Origin of the sequence: Microbacterium sp. CFBP9034 (assembly GCF_034045255.1) — a bacterium.
GTDB lineage: Bacteria > Actinomycetota > Actinomycetes > Actinomycetales > Microbacteriaceae > Microbacterium.
In genome coordinates, this window is sequence record NZ_JAXCWC010000002.1 from 71956 (window position 1) to 92455 (window position 20500).

Below are 20500 nucleotides of genomic sequence, written 5' to 3' on the forward strand. Positions count from 1 at the left end.
TGTCCGAGACCTGTGGAAGGCTGGAAAACCGCCGAAAGGACATCATGGCGATCGAGTTCCGATCAGTCACGAAGCGTTTCGCCGATGGCACCGTTGCGGTCGACGACTTCAGCCTCGTCATCCCTGCTCACAAGACCACCGTCCTGGTGGGCTCGTCGGGGTGCGGCAAGACGACGCTGCTGCAGATGATCAACCGTCTGGTCGAGCCGACGGGCGGTGAGATCACCATCGATGGAGAGTCGATCGCCGGCAGTGATCCGGTCAAGCTGCGGCGCGGGATCGGGTACGTGCTGCAGAACGCCGGCCTGCTGCCGCACTTCACGGCCCTCGACAACATCGCGACCGTGCCGGTGCTCACCGGCGTCGCGCGCAAGACCGCTCGCGAGCGCGCCTTCGAGCTGATGGATGTCGTAGGCCTCGACCGGTCGCTCGCCGAACGTTATCCGAGTCAGCTGTCCGGTGGGCAGCAGCAGCGGGTGGGCGTCGCGCGCGGCCTCGCCGTCGACCCGAACATCCTGCTGATGGACGAACCGTTCGGGGCCGTCGACCCGATCGTGCGCAAAGAGCTGCAGACCGAGACTCTGCGCCTGCAGCGCGAACTCGACAAGACCATCGTCTTCGTCACGCACGACATCGACGAGGCCTTCCTGCTGGGCGATCAGGTCGTGATCCTGCAGAAGGGGGCGAAGATCGCCCAGCAGGGCACGCCGGACGAGATCACCGAGAACCCGGCGAACGACTTCGTGGCCAGCTTCATCGGGGCCGACAAAGGCACGCGGGCCCTACGTCGCAAAGAGACTCCGCACGGCGCGGTCGTGGTCGACTTCGCCGGCCGCACGCAGGGGGTGCTCGTGGAGGACGGCACATGAGCTGGGTGCTCGACAACCTCGACCTGATCTGGGCGCTCAGCCTCGATCACCTCAGGCAGAGCCTTGTCGCGATCGTGCTGGGGTTCGTGGTCGCCCTGCCCATCGGCTGGGCGGCGTTCCGCTACACGAGGCTGCGCGGTCCGACGCTGGCGACCGTGGGACTGCTCTACACCATCCCGTCACTCGGCCTCTTCGCCGTCCTCGCCGCAGCGTTCGGCATCCCGTTCCTGTCGGAGACGAATCTCATCGTCGCGCTGACCATCTACGCGGTCGCCATCATGACGAGATCGGTCACGGACGCGCTCGTTTCCGTCGACCCCGTCACACGCGCGGCGGCCGTCGCGGTCGGGTTCGGACCGTGGCGGCGGTTCTGGACCGTGGACTTCCCGCTCGCCGGTCCCGTGCTGCTCGCCGGCCTCCGGGTCACGGCGTCCTCGACGATCGCCCTTGCGACCGTCGGCATCCTCATCGGCGTAGAGAACCTCGGCTACCTCTTCACCAACGGTTCGCAGCGGCGCATCATCGCGGAGGTGCTCGCGGGGGTGGTGGCGGTCGTCCTCATCGCCGTGATCATCGATCTGGTGCTCGTCGTCGTAGGCCGAGCGCTGATGCCGTGGAATCGGCGACGACCGACACGCGCCGAGCGCGCCCTCCGGGCGGTGAGCGTGTGAACTACTTCCTCGAGGCGTTGGCCTGGATCTTCTCCCCCGAGCAGCTCACCGGATCGCTGCCGCTGCCGACGGCGATCGCCCAGCATCTTGCGTTCACCTTCGGCTCCGTGCTGATCGCGGCCCTCATCGCCATCCCGATCGGCTGGACCATAGGCCACACCGGTCGCGGTCGCGAGTTCGCCGTCTTCCTTGCCGGAGCAGCACGCGCATTGCCTTCGCTCGGACTCATCGTGCTGCTGGTCCTGCTCCTGGGCGTGAACCTCAAGACCGAGGCCGCTGTCGTGGCGTTCGTCCTGCTCGCGATCCCGTCGATCCTCGCCGGCGCCTACGCCGGGTTCGAGGCCATCGACCGGACGGTCGTACGCGCGGGAGTGGCGATGGGCATGACGCCGTCGCAGGTCCTGTGGAAGATCGAGGTACCCCTCGGGCTGCCCCTGCTCATCGGCGGCCTGCGCACGGCCACACTGCAAGTCGTGGCCACAGTGACGATAGCCGCCTACGTGGGACTCGGCGGTCTCGGCTACTACATCATCCAGGGAATCGCGCTCCGCGACTTCCCCGAGATCCTCGGCGCATCGATCGTCGTCATCGCTCTCGCGCTCGTGCTGGACGCTGTCTTCGCCCTGCTGCAGCGCCTCGTCGTCCCTCGCGGAGTCACCGCGAGGACGCGCACCACCCACCGCACCGCCGCGGCCACTTCGCCCACTGTCGCGAATGCCGCCTGACTCTCACCACCACGGAGGTTGACCATGTCCACAGCACGCACCCGAGTCGCGCTCGCCCTCAGCGCGACCGCGATCACCGCACTCGCCTTGGCAGGCTGCGCCTCGAGCGACCCGCTTTCCGGCGACGGCGGAGCCGGCGATCAGCCGAGCGAGTCCTCGGCGATCGTCATCGGCTCGCAGGCGTACTACTCGAACGAGATCATCGCCGAGATCTATGCGCAGGCGCTCGAGGCTGCCGACTTCGAGGTCGAGCGAAACTTCAACATCGGCCAGCGCGACGCGTACATCCCGTCGCTCGAAGACGGGTCGATCGACCTGTTCCCGGAGTACACCGGCAACCTTCTGCAGTTCTTCGAGCCCGAGACCACGGCGACCACCCCCGACGACGTCTACGCCGCGCTTCAGGACGCACTCCCCGACGGGCTCACCGTGCTCGACCAGTCAACGGCGACGGATCAGGACTCGTACAACGTGACCGCGGACTTCGCGGCGGAGAACAGCCTGACAACGATCGGCGACCTCGCCGGCATCGACGGCCTGGTGCTCGGCGGTGCGCCGGAGCTCGAGGAGCGCCCCTACGGGCCCGCAGGGCTGAAGAGCGTGTACGGGGTGGATGTCGCTTTCAGCGCGACCGGCGACACGACGGTCGACGAACTCGTCGCCGGCAACATCCAGGTTGCGAACGTGTACAGCGCCGACCCGCTCATCAAGACGAAGGACCTCGTGACGCTCGACGATCCGGAAGGCCTGTTCCTCGCCTCCAACGTCGTGCCGGTCGTCAGCACCGACATCGCCGGTGAGATCGAGGATGTCATCAACGCCGTGAGCGCCGCGCTCACCCCGGAGGGACTCGTCTCGCTGAATGTGCAGTCGACGACCGACGAGATGTCGCCGCAGGACATCGCCGCCGCCTGGCTCTCGGAGAACGGCCTGGGGTGATTGGAGCTCGACCCGCGGCTCAGTCGTCCTGGTCGCCCGCCTGGGTGGTGACTTCGCGAGCTGTGTCGGCCGCGGGGCGCCGGCCCCTGCTGAGCAGCACGAAGGGAATGGCTGCCGCCGAGATCACCCCGCTCCAGATCATCGACGCGCCGTAGCCCCCGACATCCGCAGCTCGTCCGAGCACCGGCTGGAAGACGACTCCGCCCGCCGAGCCCATCAACGAGTCGAATGAGAGGACGGTCGCACGCTGCTTCGACGGGATCATGTCGTTGAGGTAGGCGCGATGCACGGGATCATCGATTGCGGAGGCGATGCCCCAGAGTGCGACCAGGAAGACCGCGAACCAGAAGTTCTGCACGAGCCCGAGCCCGATCAGGACGAGGACGCTCGTGATCGCCGAGAGCAGGAGTGTCGACGTCCGGCGGCGGAAGAGCCTTCTCACCCAGGGAGCGATCGCACCTCCGAGGATCGAGGCGCCTGAGATGAGCGCAGCTGCAAGTCCGGCGATCGTGTACGCCTGTTCGTCTCCCCACAACTCCAGCAGGTAGGGCTGCAGGGCATAGAAGACGTAGATGCCGACGCCTGCGATGAAGGGACTCGCGAGCATCAGCCACCGCACGGGCGGATCACCGAGTCCATACCGCACCGAGGCCCGGAAGACGGTGCGCGTGGCTCGCAGGGGGCCCTCGCTGCGATCCGGCGTGAAGCCGAGGTCGCGCATCAGGAGGGCGGCGACGACGAACATCATGAGCAGAATTGCTCCCCGGATCAGGAACGGCACACCGAGGTTGGTCGCCTGGGCGATCACGCCGCCGAGCACTGATCCTGACAGCATCGCGATGCCGCCGACGATCTGGGCCCGGCCGAAGACGGTCTCGAGGCTGCCTTCGTAGCGCGTCGCCTTCAGGGCATCGACGAGCCAGGCATCCACCGCGCCGGAGAAGAAGGTGAAGCCCAGGCCCAGAAGCACCGACACGACGGCCCAGGCCCAGAACGGCGAATGCCAGACCCAGAGGAGCCAGTACATGACGGTCGTCACCGCGAGTGTGACCGTGCCCAGCAGGTACGACGCCCGACGCCCGACCGTGTCGGCGACGACTCCTGTCGGGATCTCGAATATCAGCATCCCCGCGGTGAAGAATGCGTTCGCAGAGAAGGCCTCGAAGTTCGATAGCCCGGCGTCGAGCAGGAACAGCGTGTTGATGCCCCAGATGAACGACGCGGCAAGCGTGTTGCCGAGCATGAGGGTGTAGTACGTTCCCTGCACCCTGCGTGGAGTCGGCAACGACGGTGCGGCGTTGATGCTGGCGATGGCGGTACCGCCTCTTTCCACGGGATCGTTTGACGACATCGCGACAGTACCGCGCTGAGCCGACACCCGGAACCCGGTGTTCGGTGGGCCCTGCTACCAGAGGGTCTCGTTGTATGGCCGAGCCCACAAGGCGACGGTGAGTGTGACAGCTTTCAGCCAGGCGTCCAGCATCTGCTGGAGGTCGTCAGCGCCGGTCGATCCGCTCTGGAGGAACGGACGGAGCGTGAGCGTGATGGGCGTGATCAAGGCGATAACGTGCCGCAGCGGAATGTGCCCGGACATCGACTCGATGCCGTCGGTCGTGTTCTTGCCGCTGAGGTGGTGGCGGCGGGCGATCTCCTCTTGGTAGGCCAGCCACGTCTCGTCGTAAGGGCGGTTGCAGAGGTCATCGATCCATCGGGCGAAGCGCCGCCGGACGGCGCGGATGTACTCGGGGTCAGGGGTGCCGTCTTTCCCGACGAAGGTCGAGACCAGATGTGGGCTGTCCTCGATGAACCGGTACCAGACATCGACGATTTCGTCGGTTCGGGGAGCGAGGATCGCGCCCGCACGACGGAGGGCGAGGTCATCGGCGGGCGACCACTGCACCGATTCCATGAGCTGGGCGAGCTCGTGAAGGGCGACCGGCGATGCCGGTACTTGGGGCTGGCCGTAGGTGTAGCCGGCAGGGTCTGAGCGCACCATCGCGGTCCTTGTCGTAGGCGGTGACTGTGCTGGTCGCCGCGGAGTGCGGCGACCAGCACCCGGTCCTGCTACTTCGAGGCGTCGAGGATGAGGGAGATCACCTTGAGAGGCTGGCTGATCATCGGCACGTGTGAGCTCTTCACTTCGACCGTCTTGGCGTTGGCGCGTGCGGCCATGGCTCGTTCGGCTTCGGGTGGGATGATGCGGTCGTTGCTGGCGACCATGTACCAGCTCGGGATCGATTCCCAGGCCGCCGGTCCGGACGGTGTGACGAGGGATGCGAGAGCCCCGGGTCGCTGTGAGCCGGCCATGTTCTGGGCGACCAGCTTGGGCAGGTCCTGTGCGAACAGCTGCGGGAAGAAGGCCGGGTCGATGTATGCGTCGCCGTCCCCTGCGGTGGCGCCGGGGAAGGGGCGGAGGATGAGGTGGTCAGTCACTTCTGTGTGGCCGCCGCCGAGCGCGTTCGCAGCTTGGACCGACTCCCCTTCGGCCAGTGCGTAGGCGGCGATGTAGACGAGCGACTTGACGTTGGGGTTTCCGGTGGCCGCGTTGGTGATCACCGCGCCGCCGTAGGAGTGCCCGACGAGGACGAGGGGTCCGCTGATGGTGCTGAGGAACTGGCGCAGGTACTCGCCGTCGGACAGCGGGCCGCGGAGCGGGTTGGAGAACGCGATGACCGGGTATCCCTTTGCCTGCAGAGCCGTCGAGACAAGGCTCCAACCGCTGGAGTCGGCGAAAGCGCCGTGCACAAGCACGATGGTGGGCTTAGCTGCGGTGGCCACGCCGACCTGCTTTACCGCGTGCGCTTCTGCGGTGGTCGCTGCGGTTGCGGGCAGTGTCGCTCCGGCCAGGGCGACGAGGGAGAATGCAGCCGCGACGGCGAGTGCTGTGAGACCCCTCCGCGTGAATTTGACCATGATGATTCCTTCCGGGGTTGGACTTGCGGTGGTGGATCAGACCAGGGGCCGCGTCTCGGGCTAACGGTTCGTCGCCGTGTCGGGCTTGGTGGCCGCGGACTGAGTGAGCGCCCACTTCAGTGCGTAGTCGGCGACTTCCTCCCAGCCGTCCTGACTGACGATCCGGTGCGTGCGCCCCGGGAACTCGATCCGTTCGACCACCGACGGACCGGCCTGGTACTTCCGAAGCGTGGCCTTCTGGATCGCCGGCGGGGCGACGTGGTCGATTCCGCCGGAGATCAGCAGCAGGGGGGCACGGCCGGGCTTGTGGAAGTCGACCTTGGTGATGCCGGTCTTCTCTTTGGGCAGGGACAGCACTCCCTCGAAGAACACCCGGTTCACGGAGTTGATCGCGCTCGCTTCCCACTCCCTGTCGGATTCAGGGCGGGTGAGGTCGTTGCCGAACGTGTAGTGGAAGTGCCGCTGGGAGAACCTGCTCGCCTTGTTGATGCGGAACGGGTTGGCCAGAATCGGAAGCCCGGTCCGAAGGGTCGACCATGGCAGTGCGAGTACGCCGGCGGGCTGCCCGGGTTCCACGCCCACCCCGGCGAGACCGAGTCCACGATCCAGGAGCATCTGGATGAAGATGCCGCCGAAGGAGTGACCCATGATGATGGGCGGTTCCGGGAGGGCGCGGACAATGCGGTCGTAGGAGTCGACGATCTCGGTGATCGTGCGACCTTCGAGCGCCTTGGGGTTGCGGCGCACGTCCCGCGGGGTTCGGTCCCCGATCCCCGGCCATCCCGGCACGATGACCTCGTGGCCTTGGGCGCGATACCGGTCGGCCCAGGTGTCCCAGCTGGATGTGGTCATCCACAGTCCATGAACGAGGACGATGGGGGGCTTGTCGTTCATGAGATTCTCGCCTTCAGATTCGGGTTAAGAGCGGATGAAGCGGAGCAGGTCAGCGTGGAGGCGCTGTCGTTCGGTGTCCGGAAGACCATGTGCGCCGCCCTCGTAGACGAGCAGTTGCGCGTTCGGGACAAGCTCCGCCGACAACCGGCCGCTGATGTCGAAGGGGACGATCTGGTCGTCGTCGCCGTGGATGATCAGCGTGGGAACGTCGATCTTCGCGAGGTCAGGCCGGAAGTCGGTTGCGGAGAACGCGGCGATGCACTCGTATGCGTTGCGGGTGCCCGAAGCGAGCCCCTGCAGCCAGAATGCGTCGCGCGTCCCCTGCGGCACTTCCCCGGTGCGGTTGTTGCCGAAGAACGGCCCGTCGGCGAGATCGCGGTAGAGCTGCGAGCGGTTGGCAGCTTCCCCGGCACGGATCCCGTCGAAGGTCTCGATCGGCGCACCGTGCGGGTTGTCATCGGTCTTCACCATCATCGGCGGCACTGCAGAGACGAGGACGACCTTGGAGACGCGGCTGGAGCCGTGCCGGCCGACGTAGTGGGCGATCTCTCCGCCGCCGGTGGAGTGTCCGACGAGCACGATTTCGCTCAGATCGAGGTGTTCGATGAGCGCGGCGAGATCGTCGGCGTACGTGTCCATCTCGTTGCCGCTCCAGGTCTGCGACGACTTGCCGTGACCCCGCCGGTCGTGAGCGATGGCTCGGAAGCCCTGCGCCGCGAAGTGCAGCGCCGTGGCTTCCCACGCGTCGGAGTTGAGCGGCCAGCCGTGGCTGAGCAGGATGACGGGTCCATCTGCTGGTCCCCAGTCCTTGAAGAAGATCTGCGTGCCGTCATCCGTGGCGATGTAACCCATTTCGGAGCGCTCCCTCCCGCGGTGCATCAGCGGAGCCAGAGGATGGCTCGCCCGCGATGGGGAAACGCTATTGAGCGGACCGCGGGTGGCGCCTTCACCCAGAGTGCGATCTCCTGTGCAGGGAGTGCCACGTCGGAACGGAGGCGCCCACGCTAGACCGTGTCGAGCGGCGAGAGGACTGTTCGGCGCTCGAGCTCAGCGCGCGAGAGTGGTGGCAGCAGCTGCCACTCCGAAGGAGCGCACCCGAACCTGTGCCGAAACGCCCTTGAGAAGGAGGAGTGATCGGAGAATCCGCACTGGCGGGCCACCGCGGATACCGCGAGATGAGTGAAGCCTGATTGGAGCATCGCGGCAGCGCGGAGAAGTCGCTCCTCGCGCAGCCAGTCCTGAGCTGAGACACCCAACTCCGCGAAGGCGCGGAACAGCGTTCTGCGTGAGACTCCGAGCCCGTCCGCCACGTCGCGCATCGTCAATCGCGCATCGTCGGCGTGCAGGCGGAGAAACGCGAGCGCCCGGAGCCCCAGGGTCCGCGCGAGGGGCTCACGGCCGAGAAACTCGTCGCCGGCGGCGGCTGCGAACGCAAGTCGAACGATGTCGATCGTCGGTGGCGCCAGGACCGCGGAGCGGGTGAGGCTCAGCTCGGGGAGATGGTTGAGGACCTTGACGTGTGCCGTGATCGTCTTGCCGAAGGGACTGGAAGAAATATCGCGCCCCATCAGGCCGCGCATCATCGAGAACGGCAAGCCGAGGGAGGCGATCGGCACCGTGAGCGCCTGGTGGCTCGTCGCCTGGTCCCTCACGACGGCACGCCACGGCTCGATGCTCCAATACGGCACGACGGACAGTCGACCGCGGGGCACCTGCGACTCGCCCTGTTCAAGGTCGAGACCCGAGGTCACCGAGATGATGACCCGCGGTTCCGTGGAATCGCGGGCCTGCCGTGCAGTGCGCGAGCCCTCCCAGTTCCCGAACTTGGTTTTTGCGGCCTCGATGTCGCCGAAGTAGGTCGAGGAGTGAGAGAACTCCATCGGTCGGGCAGGGTTGTGCGCACCCGCATGAAAAGGGACGGACGACCCCAGGGCAACCTCGTCAATGAAGCTTCTGCGGTCCGCGACGGGAATGCTCCGAAGGTCGAACGTCGGCATCGTCACCTCCCGCCCGCATGGTGGCGAATGGCATGGCGGCCTCCGGGTCGAGCGCGGGTGGTCCACGAACGGGACACACGCTAGTAGCCGGGGACGTCAGCCGGTGTGCCGTCCGTGCGAGTTATGGCCTCTCCCTGCGCGACGTGACCGCTCAAGCGATGTGGGTTGCTCTCCACTCGCGCGGTGAGCAACCGTATCGAGCCCTGAATCGACGGCTGAAGTGGCTCGCATCCTTGAATCCCCAGCGATGAGCGATCGCACCGATCGGTTCGCCCCGGAGGGATGCCGACTCGAGATCTGCACGCGCACGGGCCAGCCTGCGCGCGATGATGTCGTCCTCGAGCCGGAAGCCGGCGTCCGCACACGTCTTGTAGATTGTGCGTTCCGACAGGTGCAGCGCCCGACCGATCATCGCGGCGTCCAGGTCGCTGTCCCCCAGGTGCAGGTCCACGAAATCGGTGATCCGTGCGGCGGCGATGTCCGCGAGGAATGCCTTCGAACCGCGGTCGACCGTCGTGGTGGCGATCAGTGCGCGAGCGAGATTCACGCTCGCCAGCCCGAGGTCGACAGCACCATGACTGGCAGTCAGCGTCTCCGGGTCGCGCGCGATGCCCAGCAGGTGTCGCCGCATCAACTCGTAGACCGGGCTGGCTTTCAAGCGATGCGCCGCCGCGCTGTAGGCAGACTCGCGGAGTCCGAGCATCTCCCCGGGAAAGGAAAGACAGAACACCGACCCGGTGGACTGTTCGTACTCGTAGGGCAGAGTGAGGTCGGCAAGGATCAGGTCACCGGGGTGTCTGTCCTCCACGCGGGACGAGTTCGAGTACATGATGGCCGACCCGCCACGCTCCTGGACGGCTATCGCCACGCGCCCGTCGCTGTCCTGTCGCACATGCGCTTCGGTGCGGCGCATCCGCATGCTCGTCGCTTCGTTTCGCCAAAACGACACCGACCCGCAATCCCAGGCGGACACCCGGACGCTGACGGGGCTCCGGTCGGTGAAACTGACGCGACACGGCGCCGTTGTGGACTCCAGCGCGATGGAGACCCGCTCGATGCGCTCGGCCGGGGTGAATCGAGAAGTGTCTAGCAGGACAGTCACGCCACCGCGCCCTCCTCGAAACCCAGCTGGGCTCTTGCCGCCAGCCGGTGCGCTCGCCGCTCGCCATGACAGAACATATCGCTCCGGTTGCCAGACGCGTATGAATAAGTTGGAGAGACATTCCAAATGTCCTCACCGTGTGGGAAGGTCGCGGCTAGTCGTGGAGCAGCCGCGTCGAGCCTCGCACGGCCAACTCATACGGCAAGGCAGTTTCTTCGGTACGAGCACTCGACCGGTCGGACGCCGTCACGTCCTCGAGGATGAGGTTCGCTGCCAGTTCCCCTTGCCTCCGGGGAAACTGATCGATGGTCGTCAGCGCGTAGATCTCGCTGAGCTCGTGCCCGTCGATGCCGATGACGGAGATGTCCTCGGGGATGCGGTACCCCAACTGCTGGGCGGCGATGATCGCGCCGATCGCGATCTCGTCGCATGCCGCGAAGATGGCTGTCGGGCGCTGGCCCGGTCGGCCCAGCAGCTGCTTGGCGGCCCGCAGTCCTGCCTCGATCGTGAACTCGGCCGGCTCGAAAAGGCTCGCGGGGGCCGGCAATCCGGCTGCTTCCATCGCCTGGGAGAACCCACGCTGTCGATCGCCGGGCACGTCGCAGTTGATTCCCGCGTCGCCAAGTCCCCCGATGTGGCCGATGACGCGGTGGTTGAGTGCGATCAGGTGCTCCGTTGCCAATCGTGCGAGCGAGACGTCGTCTACCGACAGCGGCGCGCGTCGGGAGTTGGAACCGCCGACTGAGATCGCGGGCAGTCTCAACCGCGAGAGCTCCTGCGTTTCGTCGGGTGACATGTCCATGGAGATCGTGATGACGCCGTCGAGGCGCTGGCGGCGGAGAAACTTGTGGAAGACGTCGCGACGTTGCTCGGCGCTCGATGCGAAGGTGTAGAGGGTCAGGTCGTATCCGTGCTTGCCCAGGGTCGATGCGATCCCCGCGAGCACGGACGACCTGAACCAGCGGTCCATTTCGGGCATCAGGACTCCGATGTTGCGCATGCGCCCTGAGGCCAGACTCGAGGCGACCCCCGACGGGACGTAGCCGAGTCGCTCGGCAGCCTCTTCCACGCGCTCGCGCGTCGACTTCGCGACCTGATCGCCTCTGTTCAGCGCTCGCGAGACGGTGGAGATGGACACCCCAGCGTCCGCGGCGACTTCTTCGATTCCGACCAATCCATGCTTCTTTCATCGTGCCGACACCCTCAGCAGGAGAGGGCGACTGGATCAGTCCGACTCGCCTTCGTGTCGCAGTTTCGGGAGGCCATTTCGCAAGCGCTTCCGGACCCTGGCGGGCCCGTGTCCACGCACAAGTTCACTATTGCGCATGCGCGATCTCTGCGCCAGTATGAAAACGCTTGCAGTGGGTTTTCCCCCGCTAGGCGCGGCGCCGGATCCTCTGAGGCGGTGTGCCCCTTGAGCCATCGCTACAAAGGAGAAACGATGCCCCGAGTAAGACCCCGAGCGCTTGTCGCGGTGGCCGCCGCGCTGACGCTGCTGGTCGGTTCCTTCACCGTGACCGCAACGCCGCCCGCATCCGCGAACACTGCGGACTGCATCGAGAATCCCTACGGCACAAGAGATCTGTACCTTCGTGGAGGCATGAACGGCTGGGGGACCAGCGCGGATTTCAAGTTCACCTACGAGTGCAACCGTTTCGAGCTCGTCTTCACGGCAACCGGCTCGCAGCAGTTCAAGGTCGCCGATGCCGGCTGGACGGCGGGCACCAACTTCGGGCGCCCCAGCGGCGGCGCACAGCCGGCCCTCGGCGTTGCGGTGCCGCTGGCCAACGGTGGCGGCAACCTGACCTTCGCGTTCGCGGGAACGCACCTGGCAACGGTCGACGTGTCCCAGTCCTCCACAGCCCCGACGTTGCGAATCGACCCATATGTCGTCGAACCGGTGACCGACCCGGTTGCGCTCAGTGTGAAGTTCGACTCCAGAGATGAGGCGTTCAAGGCGCCATACGGTGCGATCAACCCGGGCACCGAGGTCACCTACAGCCTCGACGCCCTGGCAGGTGTGACCGCTGCAAACCTCGTCGTCTCGCGCCGCACATCCGTCGCCAACCAGGAGAACATCCAGTACCTCGACACGGAGCGCATTCCGATGTCGGCGACGAGCGCAGCCGACGGCCACGAGCGCTGGACCGCGACGCACACCTTCGACGCGATCAACGTCTACGGGTACTACTTCGAACTCACCATCAACGGTCGCGAGTACGTCTACGGAAACAACGACAACGTCGTCTATCAAACGGTCGAAAAGGGCACGTTCGGCGTGGGGGCCATCAAGTTCGCTCCGAAGAGCGAAGCCAAGATTCAGCGCTACCGCCAGACCGTGTACAGCGCGGACTTCGAGGTTCCCGAGTGGGCAGCGGACTCGGTCATCTATTACATGTTCCCCGACCGGTTCCGCAACGGCGATAAGTCCAACGACCCCGCGGTCGGAGTCGACACCACCGAAGGCGGTCCAATCGAACTGCACACCAACTGGGTGGAGAATCCGTTCACGCCCGGTACGGGGGGCGACAGCCGCTGGAACAACGACTTCTTCGGCGGCGACCTCGCGGGGGTCATCGAGAAGCTCGACTACCTCGAAGACCTCGGAGTCAACACCATCTACACCACTCCGATCTTCGAAGCCGGAAGCAATCACAAGTACGACACCGGCAACTACCTGAGCATCGACGACAACTTCGGCACCAACGAGCAGTTCGAACAGCTCACCGCCGCGGCGGCGGATCGAGGCATCCGAGTGATCATCGATGCTTCGTTCAACCACAGCGGTGCCGACAGCGTCTACTTCGATCGCTTCGGTCGCTACGACAGCGTGGGAGCCTTCGAAGGTGGCAGCGTGCACCCGGAATCCCCGTACGCGGGCTTCTACCAGTTCACGGGTCAGTCGTACTCCTCCTGGTCCGGGATGCCCGATCTTGCCGAGTCCGACGACTGGAAGGACTTCGCATTCCGAAACGAAGACTCGGTCACCGACACCTGGCTGAACCGCGGTTCATCCGGCTGGCGTATGGATGTGGCTCCGTGGGTGAGTCCTGAGTTCTGGCGAGAGTGGCGAACGAACGTCAAGGCGAATGACCCCGATGCCCTGACGGTTGCGGAAACCTGGTTCGACTCGTCGCAGTTCTTCCTGGGCGACACGTTCGACACCACGATGAACTACATCTTCCGTGACACGGCGCTGAACTTCGCAAAGGGCGGCAACGCCGCACAGGTGTACGAGAACATCGAGCTCATGCGGGAGGCCTACCCGTCCCAGGTGTTCTACGCGCTGATGAACCTCACGTCGACGCACGACGCGACCCGAGCGCTTCACGAGTTCGGCTACACCAGCGCAACGAGTTCTCCCGAGACGATCGCGACCGCCAAGCAGCGGCAGCGACTGTCTGTCCTGTTCCAGATGACCTTCCCGGGCGCGCCGAGCGTCTACTACGGTGACGAGGTCGGGGTGACGGGTGGCGCAGACCCCCAGAACCGGCGCACGTACCCGTGGGCCGACCAGGGCGGTAATCCGGATACGGAGCTGTTGGGCGACTTCAAGGAGCTGATCGCCCTTCGCAACGATCACGATGTGCTTCGTCACGGCTCGATAAGCGCACCTCTGTACACCGATGACAACGTCATCGTGCTTGCACGTGAGCACGAAGGCGAGCTCGCCGTGACGGCCTTCAACAACAGCGGCGCTGCTCGAGACGTCACCGTTGCACTCCCGGCCGGATACGAGCACATCGTCATGAGCGATGCATTGACGGGCGAGATCGTGGCCGCTGACGACGGTCAGCTCACGATCACTGTGCCCGCCGTATTCGGCTCAGTCCTGGTCAGCCCACCCACCATCACCGTGATGCCGTCATCGAAGGGCTCGGACGGGGTGTACAGCAAGGTCTTCTTCAAGCTGTACGACGCCGGCAAGGTCGATCGGTTCGTGCTGAATGGGATCGAGGAGGACGTGGCAGACCGGACGACCGTGGTGGTCAACAACCTCGGAGTCGGCAAGTTCGGCGGCCAGCTGGGAAGCAACGAACTGAAGGTCATCGATGTGGCGGGCAACGTCACGACGCTGAACTTCGAGTTGGTCGCGAAGTGATCCGCACGAACTGAACACTGTGCAGTGGGGGTCGGTCCGCAAGGGCCGGCCCCCACTTCATCGCCCGGTGTGGGCCGAAGCCTCAGCGGGCGGGCATGTCACTTCACTGGCTGGAAGAAGTGCGCATCCACCCAGCGGGCAACGTTCTTGCCGATCCTTGCACCCTGGACCTCGGCCTCCCGGAAGTGGAGACCCTGCATCACACGCGCGTCGATGGTGTCGTCGATCACGCCCGTGAAGCGCGTGTAGTCGCGCTTCACATCCGGCACGGCAGCAGTCTTCACGACGCTGAAGTCCATCTTGTTCGTGCCGAAGAAGGCCTTGGCGGCGTACATGTAAGCGGCCGAGACGCAGTTGTATCCCGACGGGTGATCCGAGTACGGCGGATTGTCGACGAGCGGCCTCCAATCGGGATCGCCGACGGTCTTGTGGTTCCCGTCATCGTCGCCCTCCTGGATGGCGGTGATGGGACGCCAGAAGTTCCAGAACGCCTTGTCATCGAAGCAGTTGATGACACTGTCAGCCGTGGTCAGGTTCAACGTCGCGAAGAGGCGGGCCTCCTCGGCGAGCGTGAGTCCTTGAGCTTCGGAGATCACCCGGAACGTGCGGTTGAACAATTCGGGCGGGTGCACCGTGTAGAACAGGGCCTCAGCGGTCTGCGCGGGAGTGCGGGCAGCGTCGAATGCCCCGACTTCCTTGACCTCGTTGTACTCCTTCGCATAGGCGCCGCTGGTGAGCGCATTCGGCCCTTTCGTCCGGAACTGCGATGTGCTCTCGAGCGTGAACGGTTCGACCGTGCCTACCCATGCGAGGGCGTTGGCGAACAACGGGAGTGTGGGACGCCACTCGCCGGGGTCCGCGCCGACCTGCCATGTCAACGGCGGCTCGAAACGGCCGTCATTCATCCGCGCTTCCAGCATGGCCGCTGCGGCGGCGGCCCCCGCCGCGATGCCCTCGGTTTTGGCATCGCCGTCGGGGATGGCTGCAAGCGAGGCGGCATACAGGGCATCAAGCCGGTCTCGGACCCCCTGCGGCAGCGGCGGCACGGGTGCGATTCCCAAGCCGACCAGCACGTGGTGCGCGGCGGTGGCGACGGCGGCCTCCTGCGAAGCCGACGGCGACGCCGATGGAAGGTCAGGCAGGTAGGGCTGGTATCCGCCGACGATCGCGTTGACCGCGTCGTAGACGGCACCCTGCACCATCGCGAGGTGCAACTGCGAAACCGGTGGCGCTTGACCGGCGCCGGGAGTGCCCGCGGTAGGCGCATTTATCAGCGCGTCCGAAGCATGGAGATTCCAGACTCGCACCGCATCGGATTGCTCCGGTTGCGCTGCTGCGGGCGCGGCTCCGAGCGCTGTTCCTACCAGCGCGATGAGAGCAGCGAGCACGGCTATGCCGCGTGTCCGCTTGTGTACTCCTCGTCGCATGATGCGTCCTTCTCTCATGTCCCACGCGACCGCAGCTGAACAGTTGTGCTCGCGACTCGTCAGATGACTCTTCGGTTCGTAGGTGTTGCGTGCGCGAACAACTAAACCGAGACCGTGTATCAGTCCTGTATCGGCGGCAGCCGACGGCGGAGTCATTCGCGGCATGCCGGGGCGTAGGGCCGCGCCCCGAGCAGCTCCTCCCACTCGTCCCGGGTCAGTGCCCGCCCCGCGACCTGGCACGCGCGTTCCTGCCAGACCGCCGGCTCGGCGACGACATGCTGCCAACTCCCGTCGAACTCCTTGACCATGACGGTGCGCTCATTGGGCTCCAGCCACTCTTGGTGCCCTAGGACGAGACGGCTGGGAAGGTCGGCCGACCAGTCCCCGAGATTCCAGGTGATGATCGCGCCGTCGATTCCGGCCGTGACCAACTCGCCCGTCGGTCGAAACTCGGCCGCGGTGATCCACCCGTCATGACCCACGAGTGTCTCGGTGACCTCGCCGGTCAGGGTGCTGGCCACCACGACCCCTGCACCTGCGATGGCGAGTTGAGGGCGGCGGGGGTCGAAGTCGGCCGCCCACGGAAATGTCGTCAACGAGACGGTGACGGGTGCGGCGGCGCCCGAGGGGTCGACGATCCGAACCGCGCGTGCACCGTCTCGCACGGCGATACGGCGGCCATCCGGACTGATCGCGAGGATCCCGTTGCCGGCGATCCGATCGAGCTCCTCGCCCGTCGCCGTCTCGAGGACGATGGTCGTCCTGGATCCGCTGACATACATCCGCGAGCCGTCCGGAGAGAACTTCACGGCACAGAAATGGAAGACCTGGCCGGACGAGGGGTCGGGGAAGATCACGTCCAGATCCAGGAGGATCGGCCCCCTGAGGTTCCCCACGGCGCCCCACCAGAGGGAGACGCCACCCGGCGGTGTGGGCGCAAGCGCGGCGAACAGGGATCCGTCGACGGAGTACTCGACATCTTCGGCCAACTGATCCAGCCCCTCATAGGGCCTCACTTCCGATCGGTGCGCGGCGGCGAGATCGAGCGTTCCCGAGCGCCCGACATCGCAGGGGGCCTCGATGCACGGGTCGGATGTCTCGCTGAACCCGACCGCCCCAGTGGCGGGATCGATCGCCGAGGCCATCACCCTCTGCCCGGACGGCGAGTATTCGCCGAGCTGCGTGCGAGCGTCGAGGTCGAAGAGGCGGACGCCCTGCTCGCTGTCGATCACCGATGCTCGGGTGCCGTCCTCGGCGAGCGACATGCTCAAGGCGGCCACCCCCTCGTCCGGTATGTGGAGGATGCTCGTCACGCGGGGTTCGCGTGAGATGACGCGTACGAGGTTGAGGCGTGTCTCGGAACTGTCCCAGAGCCGGGTGGCCTCGACGGCGAGCAGAAGCGCTCGGTCGAAGTGCGGCTCGTCGAGCGCGCGTGCGGCGACGCGCCGGGCCTCGGCCGCCGTCGCGGCGAGATTCGCCTGGAGCCCCGCGAGGATGCCGGCCGTGACAGCCACGATGGCGAGACCGGCTGCGGCGGCCGAGGCCCACGACAGTCGCCGCACCATGCGGCGTTCCTTGCGAAGTTGGTTCTGCGCGGCGGCCAGTCCCGCGGTCTCATTCGCTGCGGAGGCGTCGAGGAACTCCCGCTCGACCCCTGTGAGCGCGGGGCAGACGGCTTCCCGCCACTGTTGAGCCGCTGTGAGTCGGCCTCCTCGGTAGAGCTCACTGTCCGGTCGTTCCATTGCATCCCAGGCGGCGGAGGCGGAGCCGAGGTGTCGCATGATCCGCTGGCCCTCGACATCGTCGGCGAGCCACTCCTCCAACCGAGGCCACTCCCGTGCGAGCGCCTCGTGCGACAACTGCACGGACTCCTCATCGGCCGTGAGCAGGCGGGCGTCGACCAGTCGATCGACGATCTTCGCATGAGCATCGTCGATCGCGATCCGCGTGCGTTCGACGCGGCGAGAGATGACCGCGCCGTCCGCGGATGCCTCGACGAGACGCAGAAGGATGTCACGCAGCATCCGCGCGCCCTCCGCCGTCAGCGTCATGAAGACCTCTTCCGCGGTCTTCGCGACCGCACCGTCGATCTCACCGGACGCCCGATACCCGTCGACTGTCAGAACGCGACCCTCCCGGCGAGACCACACCTGACGCAGGGCGTGAGAGAGCAGTGGAAGGGTTCTTCCATCGGCGTCGCGGAGGAGTATCTCGACCAGGCCCGGCTCGAGAATCAGCCCCGACTGCTCTGCGGGCCTCTCGATCATCGCTCGGAGTCCGTCGGTGCCCAGAGCGGTGAGCATGAGCATGTGCGACTGGATGATCTCGGCGAACCCCGCGTGATCAGCCAGGTCTCCGAGGCGGTCGGCGCGGATCGCGACGACGAGCATTCCGCGGAAGACCATTCGAGCCAGGGCGTCGAAGAACTCCCGGATCTCGGCGGGGTCATCCGCGCCGAACGCCTGCTCGCATTGATCGACGATGAGCAGCGACTCCCCAGGCGGGACATCCACCTCGTGAAGGGAATCGATCGGATGCTCGCCGGGCGTCACGATCGCGACCGTCCTGCCGCGCGCGCTGAACTGTGCGCCGATCCCGGCCCGGACGAACGAGGACTTGCCGACGCCCGATGACCCCGCGACGAGAAGGACCCCGTGCTCTTCGAGCGCCCGAACAGCTCCGGAAAGCTCCTGCTCGCGACCGAAATACCGCTCGGCGTCCCCGATGCCCGCGGGAGGCAGACCGAAATACGGGCACTCCGGGCTCGCGGCCCGGAACACCCGGTCGCACAGGAGCGACGGATCCTGCCGCAGGATCGCCTGCTCCAGCTCAGCGAGCTCGACGCACGGATCAAGTCCGAGCTCGGCGGCGAGCAGCCCCCGTGCGCTGCGAACCGTGGCGAGCGCATCCGCTTGCCGGCCCTGGCGGTACTGGGCGACGCTCAGCACGACCCAGCGCCGCTCGCGCAGTGGCGCCTCCGCGACGCGGGCGCGCGCCGATGCGGCGACCTCCTGAACCGCACCCGCCTGAAGCCGCGCATCCAGAATCAGCTCTTCCACGCCGAGGAGCATCTCCTCCAGTCGACCCGCCGCAATCCGAGCCGGTTCCCAGTCGGGGAGCTCGACGAAGGGCTCGCCCCGCCACAGCGCGAGCGCCTCGGCAAGCGAGTGCGCGGCACGTTCGGGCTCACCCAGCTCCAGCTGCTGCGTACCCCGCTCGATGAGTCGCTCGAAGCGCTCCGCGTCGACCTCGACATGCTCCGGGAGCAGACGGTACCCGTCCGTGGTGGTTTCGATCCGGGCCGGTGCGATGAGCCGGCGCAACCGCATGATGCACCCCGGAACGACGTGGGACCACGACGGTGGCGGGTCCTCGCCCCAGAGCGCGGCGGCGAGGGAAGCTGCCGACAACGGCGCACCCACACGAACCGTGAGCGCAGTCATCACCGCACGATCGCGCGGGGTCAGCGCAATCCGGCCGTCTTCGAGCGTCAGCGCTCCAAGAACGCGAACCTCCATGGGGCCACTGTGCGCCCGGGGCCGACATCCGTCAAGACAGCTGCTCCCACCTGCGACATCGCGAACATCCGGCGTGAGGAGGAAGGCGGTCCGGCCGCTATGGAGTCTCTGACGGCTCCGCGGACGGTGTCGGTTCCGGGGCGGCGAGCTCGGCGATGGCCTCGTTGAAGGCTGCAATCGTGCTGGCGTCGATGCTTCCGGTCGGTTCGACGCCGAGAGCTGTCTGGAAGGCCTTCACCGCTTCGGTCAGCGCCGGGGTCCATGTGCCGTCGACGGGCCCGTCCCAGAATCCGGCGAGCTTGAGCGTCTGCTGGACAGCAGCTGTCGAGGCGACGGCTTCCTGCGCAGCGGCCCCACCCAGCGCGAGCAGCTCGGAGTTCAGCGCCTCGGCGGTCGCCTTGTCCACCGTGCCGGTGACCGGCAAGCCGTTCGCCTTCTGCAGGTCCTCGACCGCCGAGACGGTTTCCGGGCCGTAGATGCCGTCCACCGATCCGGCATAGTGTCCGGCATCGGCGAGGCTCTGCTGCAGCGAAGCCGTGTACCCGCTCACCGCCGCCAGCGCTGCCTGCTGCTGCTCGTCAGGGATGCATCCGGCATCGGCGAACAACCGGAGCCAAGCCATCTCGAGTGCGACCGCTGCGCTGTTGAACTGCTCGGACGCATCGGCCAGTGTCGTCTCATCCGTCGTGGCGTCCTGTGCCGCAGAAAATTCCTCGTCGGCTTGTTTGACCCGTTCGACAGAGGCTGTGGGTGCGAGAGGAGTCGGCTGCGGCTGCTCCGAGCCGGTTCCATCGGAAGGAGCAGGGGTGCCCGCCTCGGCGAGCGCCAGGGCTGCGGTCGCCGTGGCCAGCTCCTGCTCAGCAGATACGAGCGACTGCTGCGCGGCCGCGGCGGCCTCCGCGCCGTCGAAGGCGTCATCGCGCAGGTCCGTCAGGTCGCTGCCGGCGTCTCGAACGTCCCCGACCGTCGGGGCCGTGTCTGTGAGGATGTCGCCGTACCGATCGAGCGCGGTGATGTAGGTCCTGCTCGTCCCGCAGAAGCTCTCCACCGCCGACGCGAGATCTGCCTCGGCTTGAGCGACATTCTTCTCTTCGGCCGACACGCGTGCCTTCGCTCTGTCCACATCGGTGACCTCGCCGGAGCAGCTCGCCAGCACGACCACAGCCAGGCCGACCCACAGCGCGGCAGCGACGCGAACCGCGACTTTCCTTGCGTGCCTGCTTCTCACCGGTGGCCTCCTATCACGGTCCGGCCATGCGCCGACGCGATCACGCTATCCACAGGCGTCCGCATCGCCGTCACCCCGGTGGAGTGATCCCGCAGCGGAGGGTGGGTGGGACGGG

General features: G+C 66.4%; 16 protein-coding genes. 5 read left to right on the forward strand and 11 right to left on the reverse strand.

Annotation, left to right across the window (positions count from 1 at the left end; genetic code table 11):
- Positions 1 to 44 precede the first annotated feature (44 nt).
- The 4 genes from SOM19_RS11640 to SOM19_RS11655 are packed head-to-tail and all read left to right on the forward strand — an operon-like array spanning position 45 to position 3204.
- Positions 45 to 869 (forward strand): ABC transporter ATP-binding protein, encoded by an 825-nt coding sequence (locus SOM19_RS11640; protein WP_320486769.1) that lies wholly within the window; start codon positions 45 to 47, stop codon positions 867 to 869.
- Positions 866 to 1540, forward strand: a complete 675-nt coding sequence (locus tag SOM19_RS11645; RefSeq protein ID WP_320486770.1) for an ABC transporter permease — start codon at positions 866 to 868, stop codon at positions 1538 to 1540. Before SOM19_RS11640 ends, SOM19_RS11645 begins: the two co-directional genes overlap by 4 nt.
- A complete protein-coding gene (locus SOM19_RS11650; protein WP_320486771.1) occupies positions 1537 to 2265 on the forward strand; it encodes an ABC transporter permease in 729 nt (242 codons plus the stop codon). The genes SOM19_RS11645 and SOM19_RS11650 overlap by 4 nt, the downstream gene beginning before the upstream one ends.
- Before the next feature lie 24 nt (positions 2266 to 2289).
- Positions 2290 to 3204, forward strand: a complete 915-nt coding sequence (locus SOM19_RS11655; protein WP_320486772.1) for an ABC transporter substrate-binding protein — start codon at positions 2290 to 2292, stop codon at positions 3202 to 3204.
- A 19-nt stretch (positions 3205 to 3223) separates the two neighbouring features.
- Here the strand turns inward: SOM19_RS11655 and SOM19_RS11660 are convergent, their stop codons facing one another.
- The 8 genes from SOM19_RS11660 to SOM19_RS11695 form a co-directional block, all read right to left on the reverse strand.
- Entirely contained in the window at positions 3224 to 4447 is a 1224-nt protein-coding gene (locus SOM19_RS11660; RefSeq protein WP_320487728.1) for an MFS transporter, read from the reverse strand.
- 162 nt (positions 4448 to 4609) lie between these two features.
- Positions 4610 to 5200 carry a protoglobin domain-containing protein gene (locus tag SOM19_RS11665; protein WP_320486773.1) on the reverse strand — a complete coding sequence of 197 codons (591 nt, stop codon included), beginning with the start codon at positions 5198 to 5200 and terminating at the stop codon, positions 4610 to 4612.
- A gap of 68 nt (positions 5201 to 5268) precedes the next feature.
- Complete coding sequence (locus SOM19_RS11670) at positions 5269 to 6117, reverse strand: alpha/beta hydrolase (protein WP_320486774.1); 849 nt, start codon at positions 6115 to 6117, stop codon at positions 5269 to 5271.
- A 60-nt stretch (positions 6118 to 6177) separates the two neighbouring features.
- A complete protein-coding gene (locus SOM19_RS11675) occupies positions 6178 to 7011 on the reverse strand; it encodes an alpha/beta hydrolase (protein WP_320486775.1) in 834 nt (277 codons plus the stop codon).
- A gap of 24 nt (positions 7012 to 7035) precedes the next feature.
- On the reverse strand, positions 7036 to 7863 hold the full coding sequence (locus SOM19_RS11680) for an alpha/beta fold hydrolase (RefSeq protein ID WP_320486776.1): 828 nt from the start codon (positions 7861 to 7863) through the stop codon (positions 7036 to 7038).
- A 152-nt stretch (positions 7864 to 8015) separates the two neighbouring features.
- Positions 8016 to 8891 carry a helix-turn-helix transcriptional regulator gene (locus tag SOM19_RS11685; RefSeq protein WP_320486777.1) on the reverse strand — a complete coding sequence of 292 codons (876 nt, stop codon included), beginning with the start codon at positions 8889 to 8891 and terminating at the stop codon, positions 8016 to 8018.
- Between the two features lie 268 nt (positions 8892 to 9159).
- Complete coding sequence (locus SOM19_RS11690; RefSeq protein ID WP_320486778.1) at positions 9160 to 10110, reverse strand: helix-turn-helix domain-containing protein; 951 nt, start codon at positions 10108 to 10110, stop codon at positions 9160 to 9162.
- 154 nt (positions 10111 to 10264) lie between these two features.
- Positions 10265 to 11284: a LacI family DNA-binding transcriptional regulator gene (locus tag SOM19_RS11695; RefSeq protein WP_320486779.1), complete on the reverse strand. Its 1020-nt coding sequence runs from the start codon at positions 11282 to 11284 to the stop codon at positions 10265 to 10267.
- Positions 11285 to 11353: 69 nt separating this feature from the next.
- Here SOM19_RS11695 and SOM19_RS11700 point away from each other — a divergent pair, with 69 nt between their 5' ends.
- Positions 11354 to 14212, forward strand: a complete 2859-nt coding sequence (locus SOM19_RS11700; RefSeq protein ID WP_320486780.1) for an alpha-amylase family glycosyl hydrolase — start codon at positions 11354 to 11356, stop codon at positions 14210 to 14212.
- A 98-nt stretch (positions 14213 to 14310) separates the two neighbouring features.
- Here the strand turns inward: SOM19_RS11700 and SOM19_RS11705 are convergent, their stop codons facing one another.
- The 3 genes from SOM19_RS11705 to SOM19_RS11715 all read right to left on the reverse strand — a co-directional run bounded on the left by SOM19_RS11705 (position 14311) and on the right by SOM19_RS11715 (position 20385).
- The gene (locus SOM19_RS11705; protein ID WP_320486781.1) at positions 14311 to 15600 is read right to left on the reverse strand and encodes a vanadium-dependent haloperoxidase; all 1290 of its coding nucleotides are present in this window, start codon (positions 15598 to 15600) and stop codon (positions 14311 to 14313) included.
- Positions 15601 to 15791: 191 nt separating this feature from the next.
- Positions 15792 to 19082, reverse strand: a complete 3291-nt coding sequence (locus tag SOM19_RS11710; RefSeq protein ID WP_341850259.1) for an nSTAND1 domain-containing NTPase — start codon at positions 19080 to 19082, stop codon at positions 15792 to 15794.
- Between the two features lie 172 nt (positions 19083 to 19254).
- Positions 19255 to 20385: a peptidoglycan-binding domain-containing protein gene (locus tag SOM19_RS11715; RefSeq protein ID WP_320486783.1), complete on the reverse strand. Its 1131-nt coding sequence runs from the start codon at positions 20383 to 20385 to the stop codon at positions 19255 to 19257.
- Positions 20386 to 20500 lie beyond the last annotated feature (115 nt).

Coding starts and splice junctions, on each gene's coding strand:
- SOM19_RS11685 (WP_320486777.1), bottom strand. CDS start 8,891: ATGGAGTTCTCTCACTCCTCGACCTACTTCGGCGACATCGAGGCCGCA.
- SOM19_RS11680 (WP_320486776.1), bottom strand. CDS start 7,863: ATGGGTTACATCGCCACGGATGACGGCACGCAGATCTTCTTCAAGGAC.
- SOM19_RS11670 (WP_320486774.1), bottom strand. CDS start 6,117: ATGGTCAAATTCACGCGGAGGGGTCTCACAGCACTCGCCGTCGCGGCT.
- SOM19_RS11660 (WP_320487728.1), bottom strand. CDS start 4,447: ATGCTCGGCAACACGCTTGCCGCGTCGTTCATCTGGGGCATCAACACG.
- SOM19_RS11645 (WP_320486770.1), top strand. CDS start 866: ATGAGCTGGGTGCTCGACAACCTCGACCTGATCTGGGCGCTCAGCCTC.
- SOM19_RS11675 (WP_320486775.1), bottom strand. CDS start 7,011: ATGAACGACAAGCCCCCCATCGTCCTCGTTCATGGACTGTGGATGACC.
- SOM19_RS11655 (WP_320486772.1), top strand. CDS start 2,290: ATGTCCACAGCACGCACCCGAGTCGCGCTCGCCCTCAGCGCGACCGCG.
- SOM19_RS11710 (WP_341850259.1), bottom strand. CDS start 19,082: ATGACTGCGCTCACGGTTCGTGTGGGTGCGCCGTTGTCGGCAGCTTCC.
- SOM19_RS11640 (WP_320486769.1), top strand. CDS start 45: ATGGCGATCGAGTTCCGATCAGTCACGAAGCGTTTCGCCGATGGCACC.
- SOM19_RS11665 (WP_320486773.1), bottom strand. CDS start 5,200: ATGGTGCGCTCAGACCCTGCCGGCTACACCTACGGCCAGCCCCAAGTA.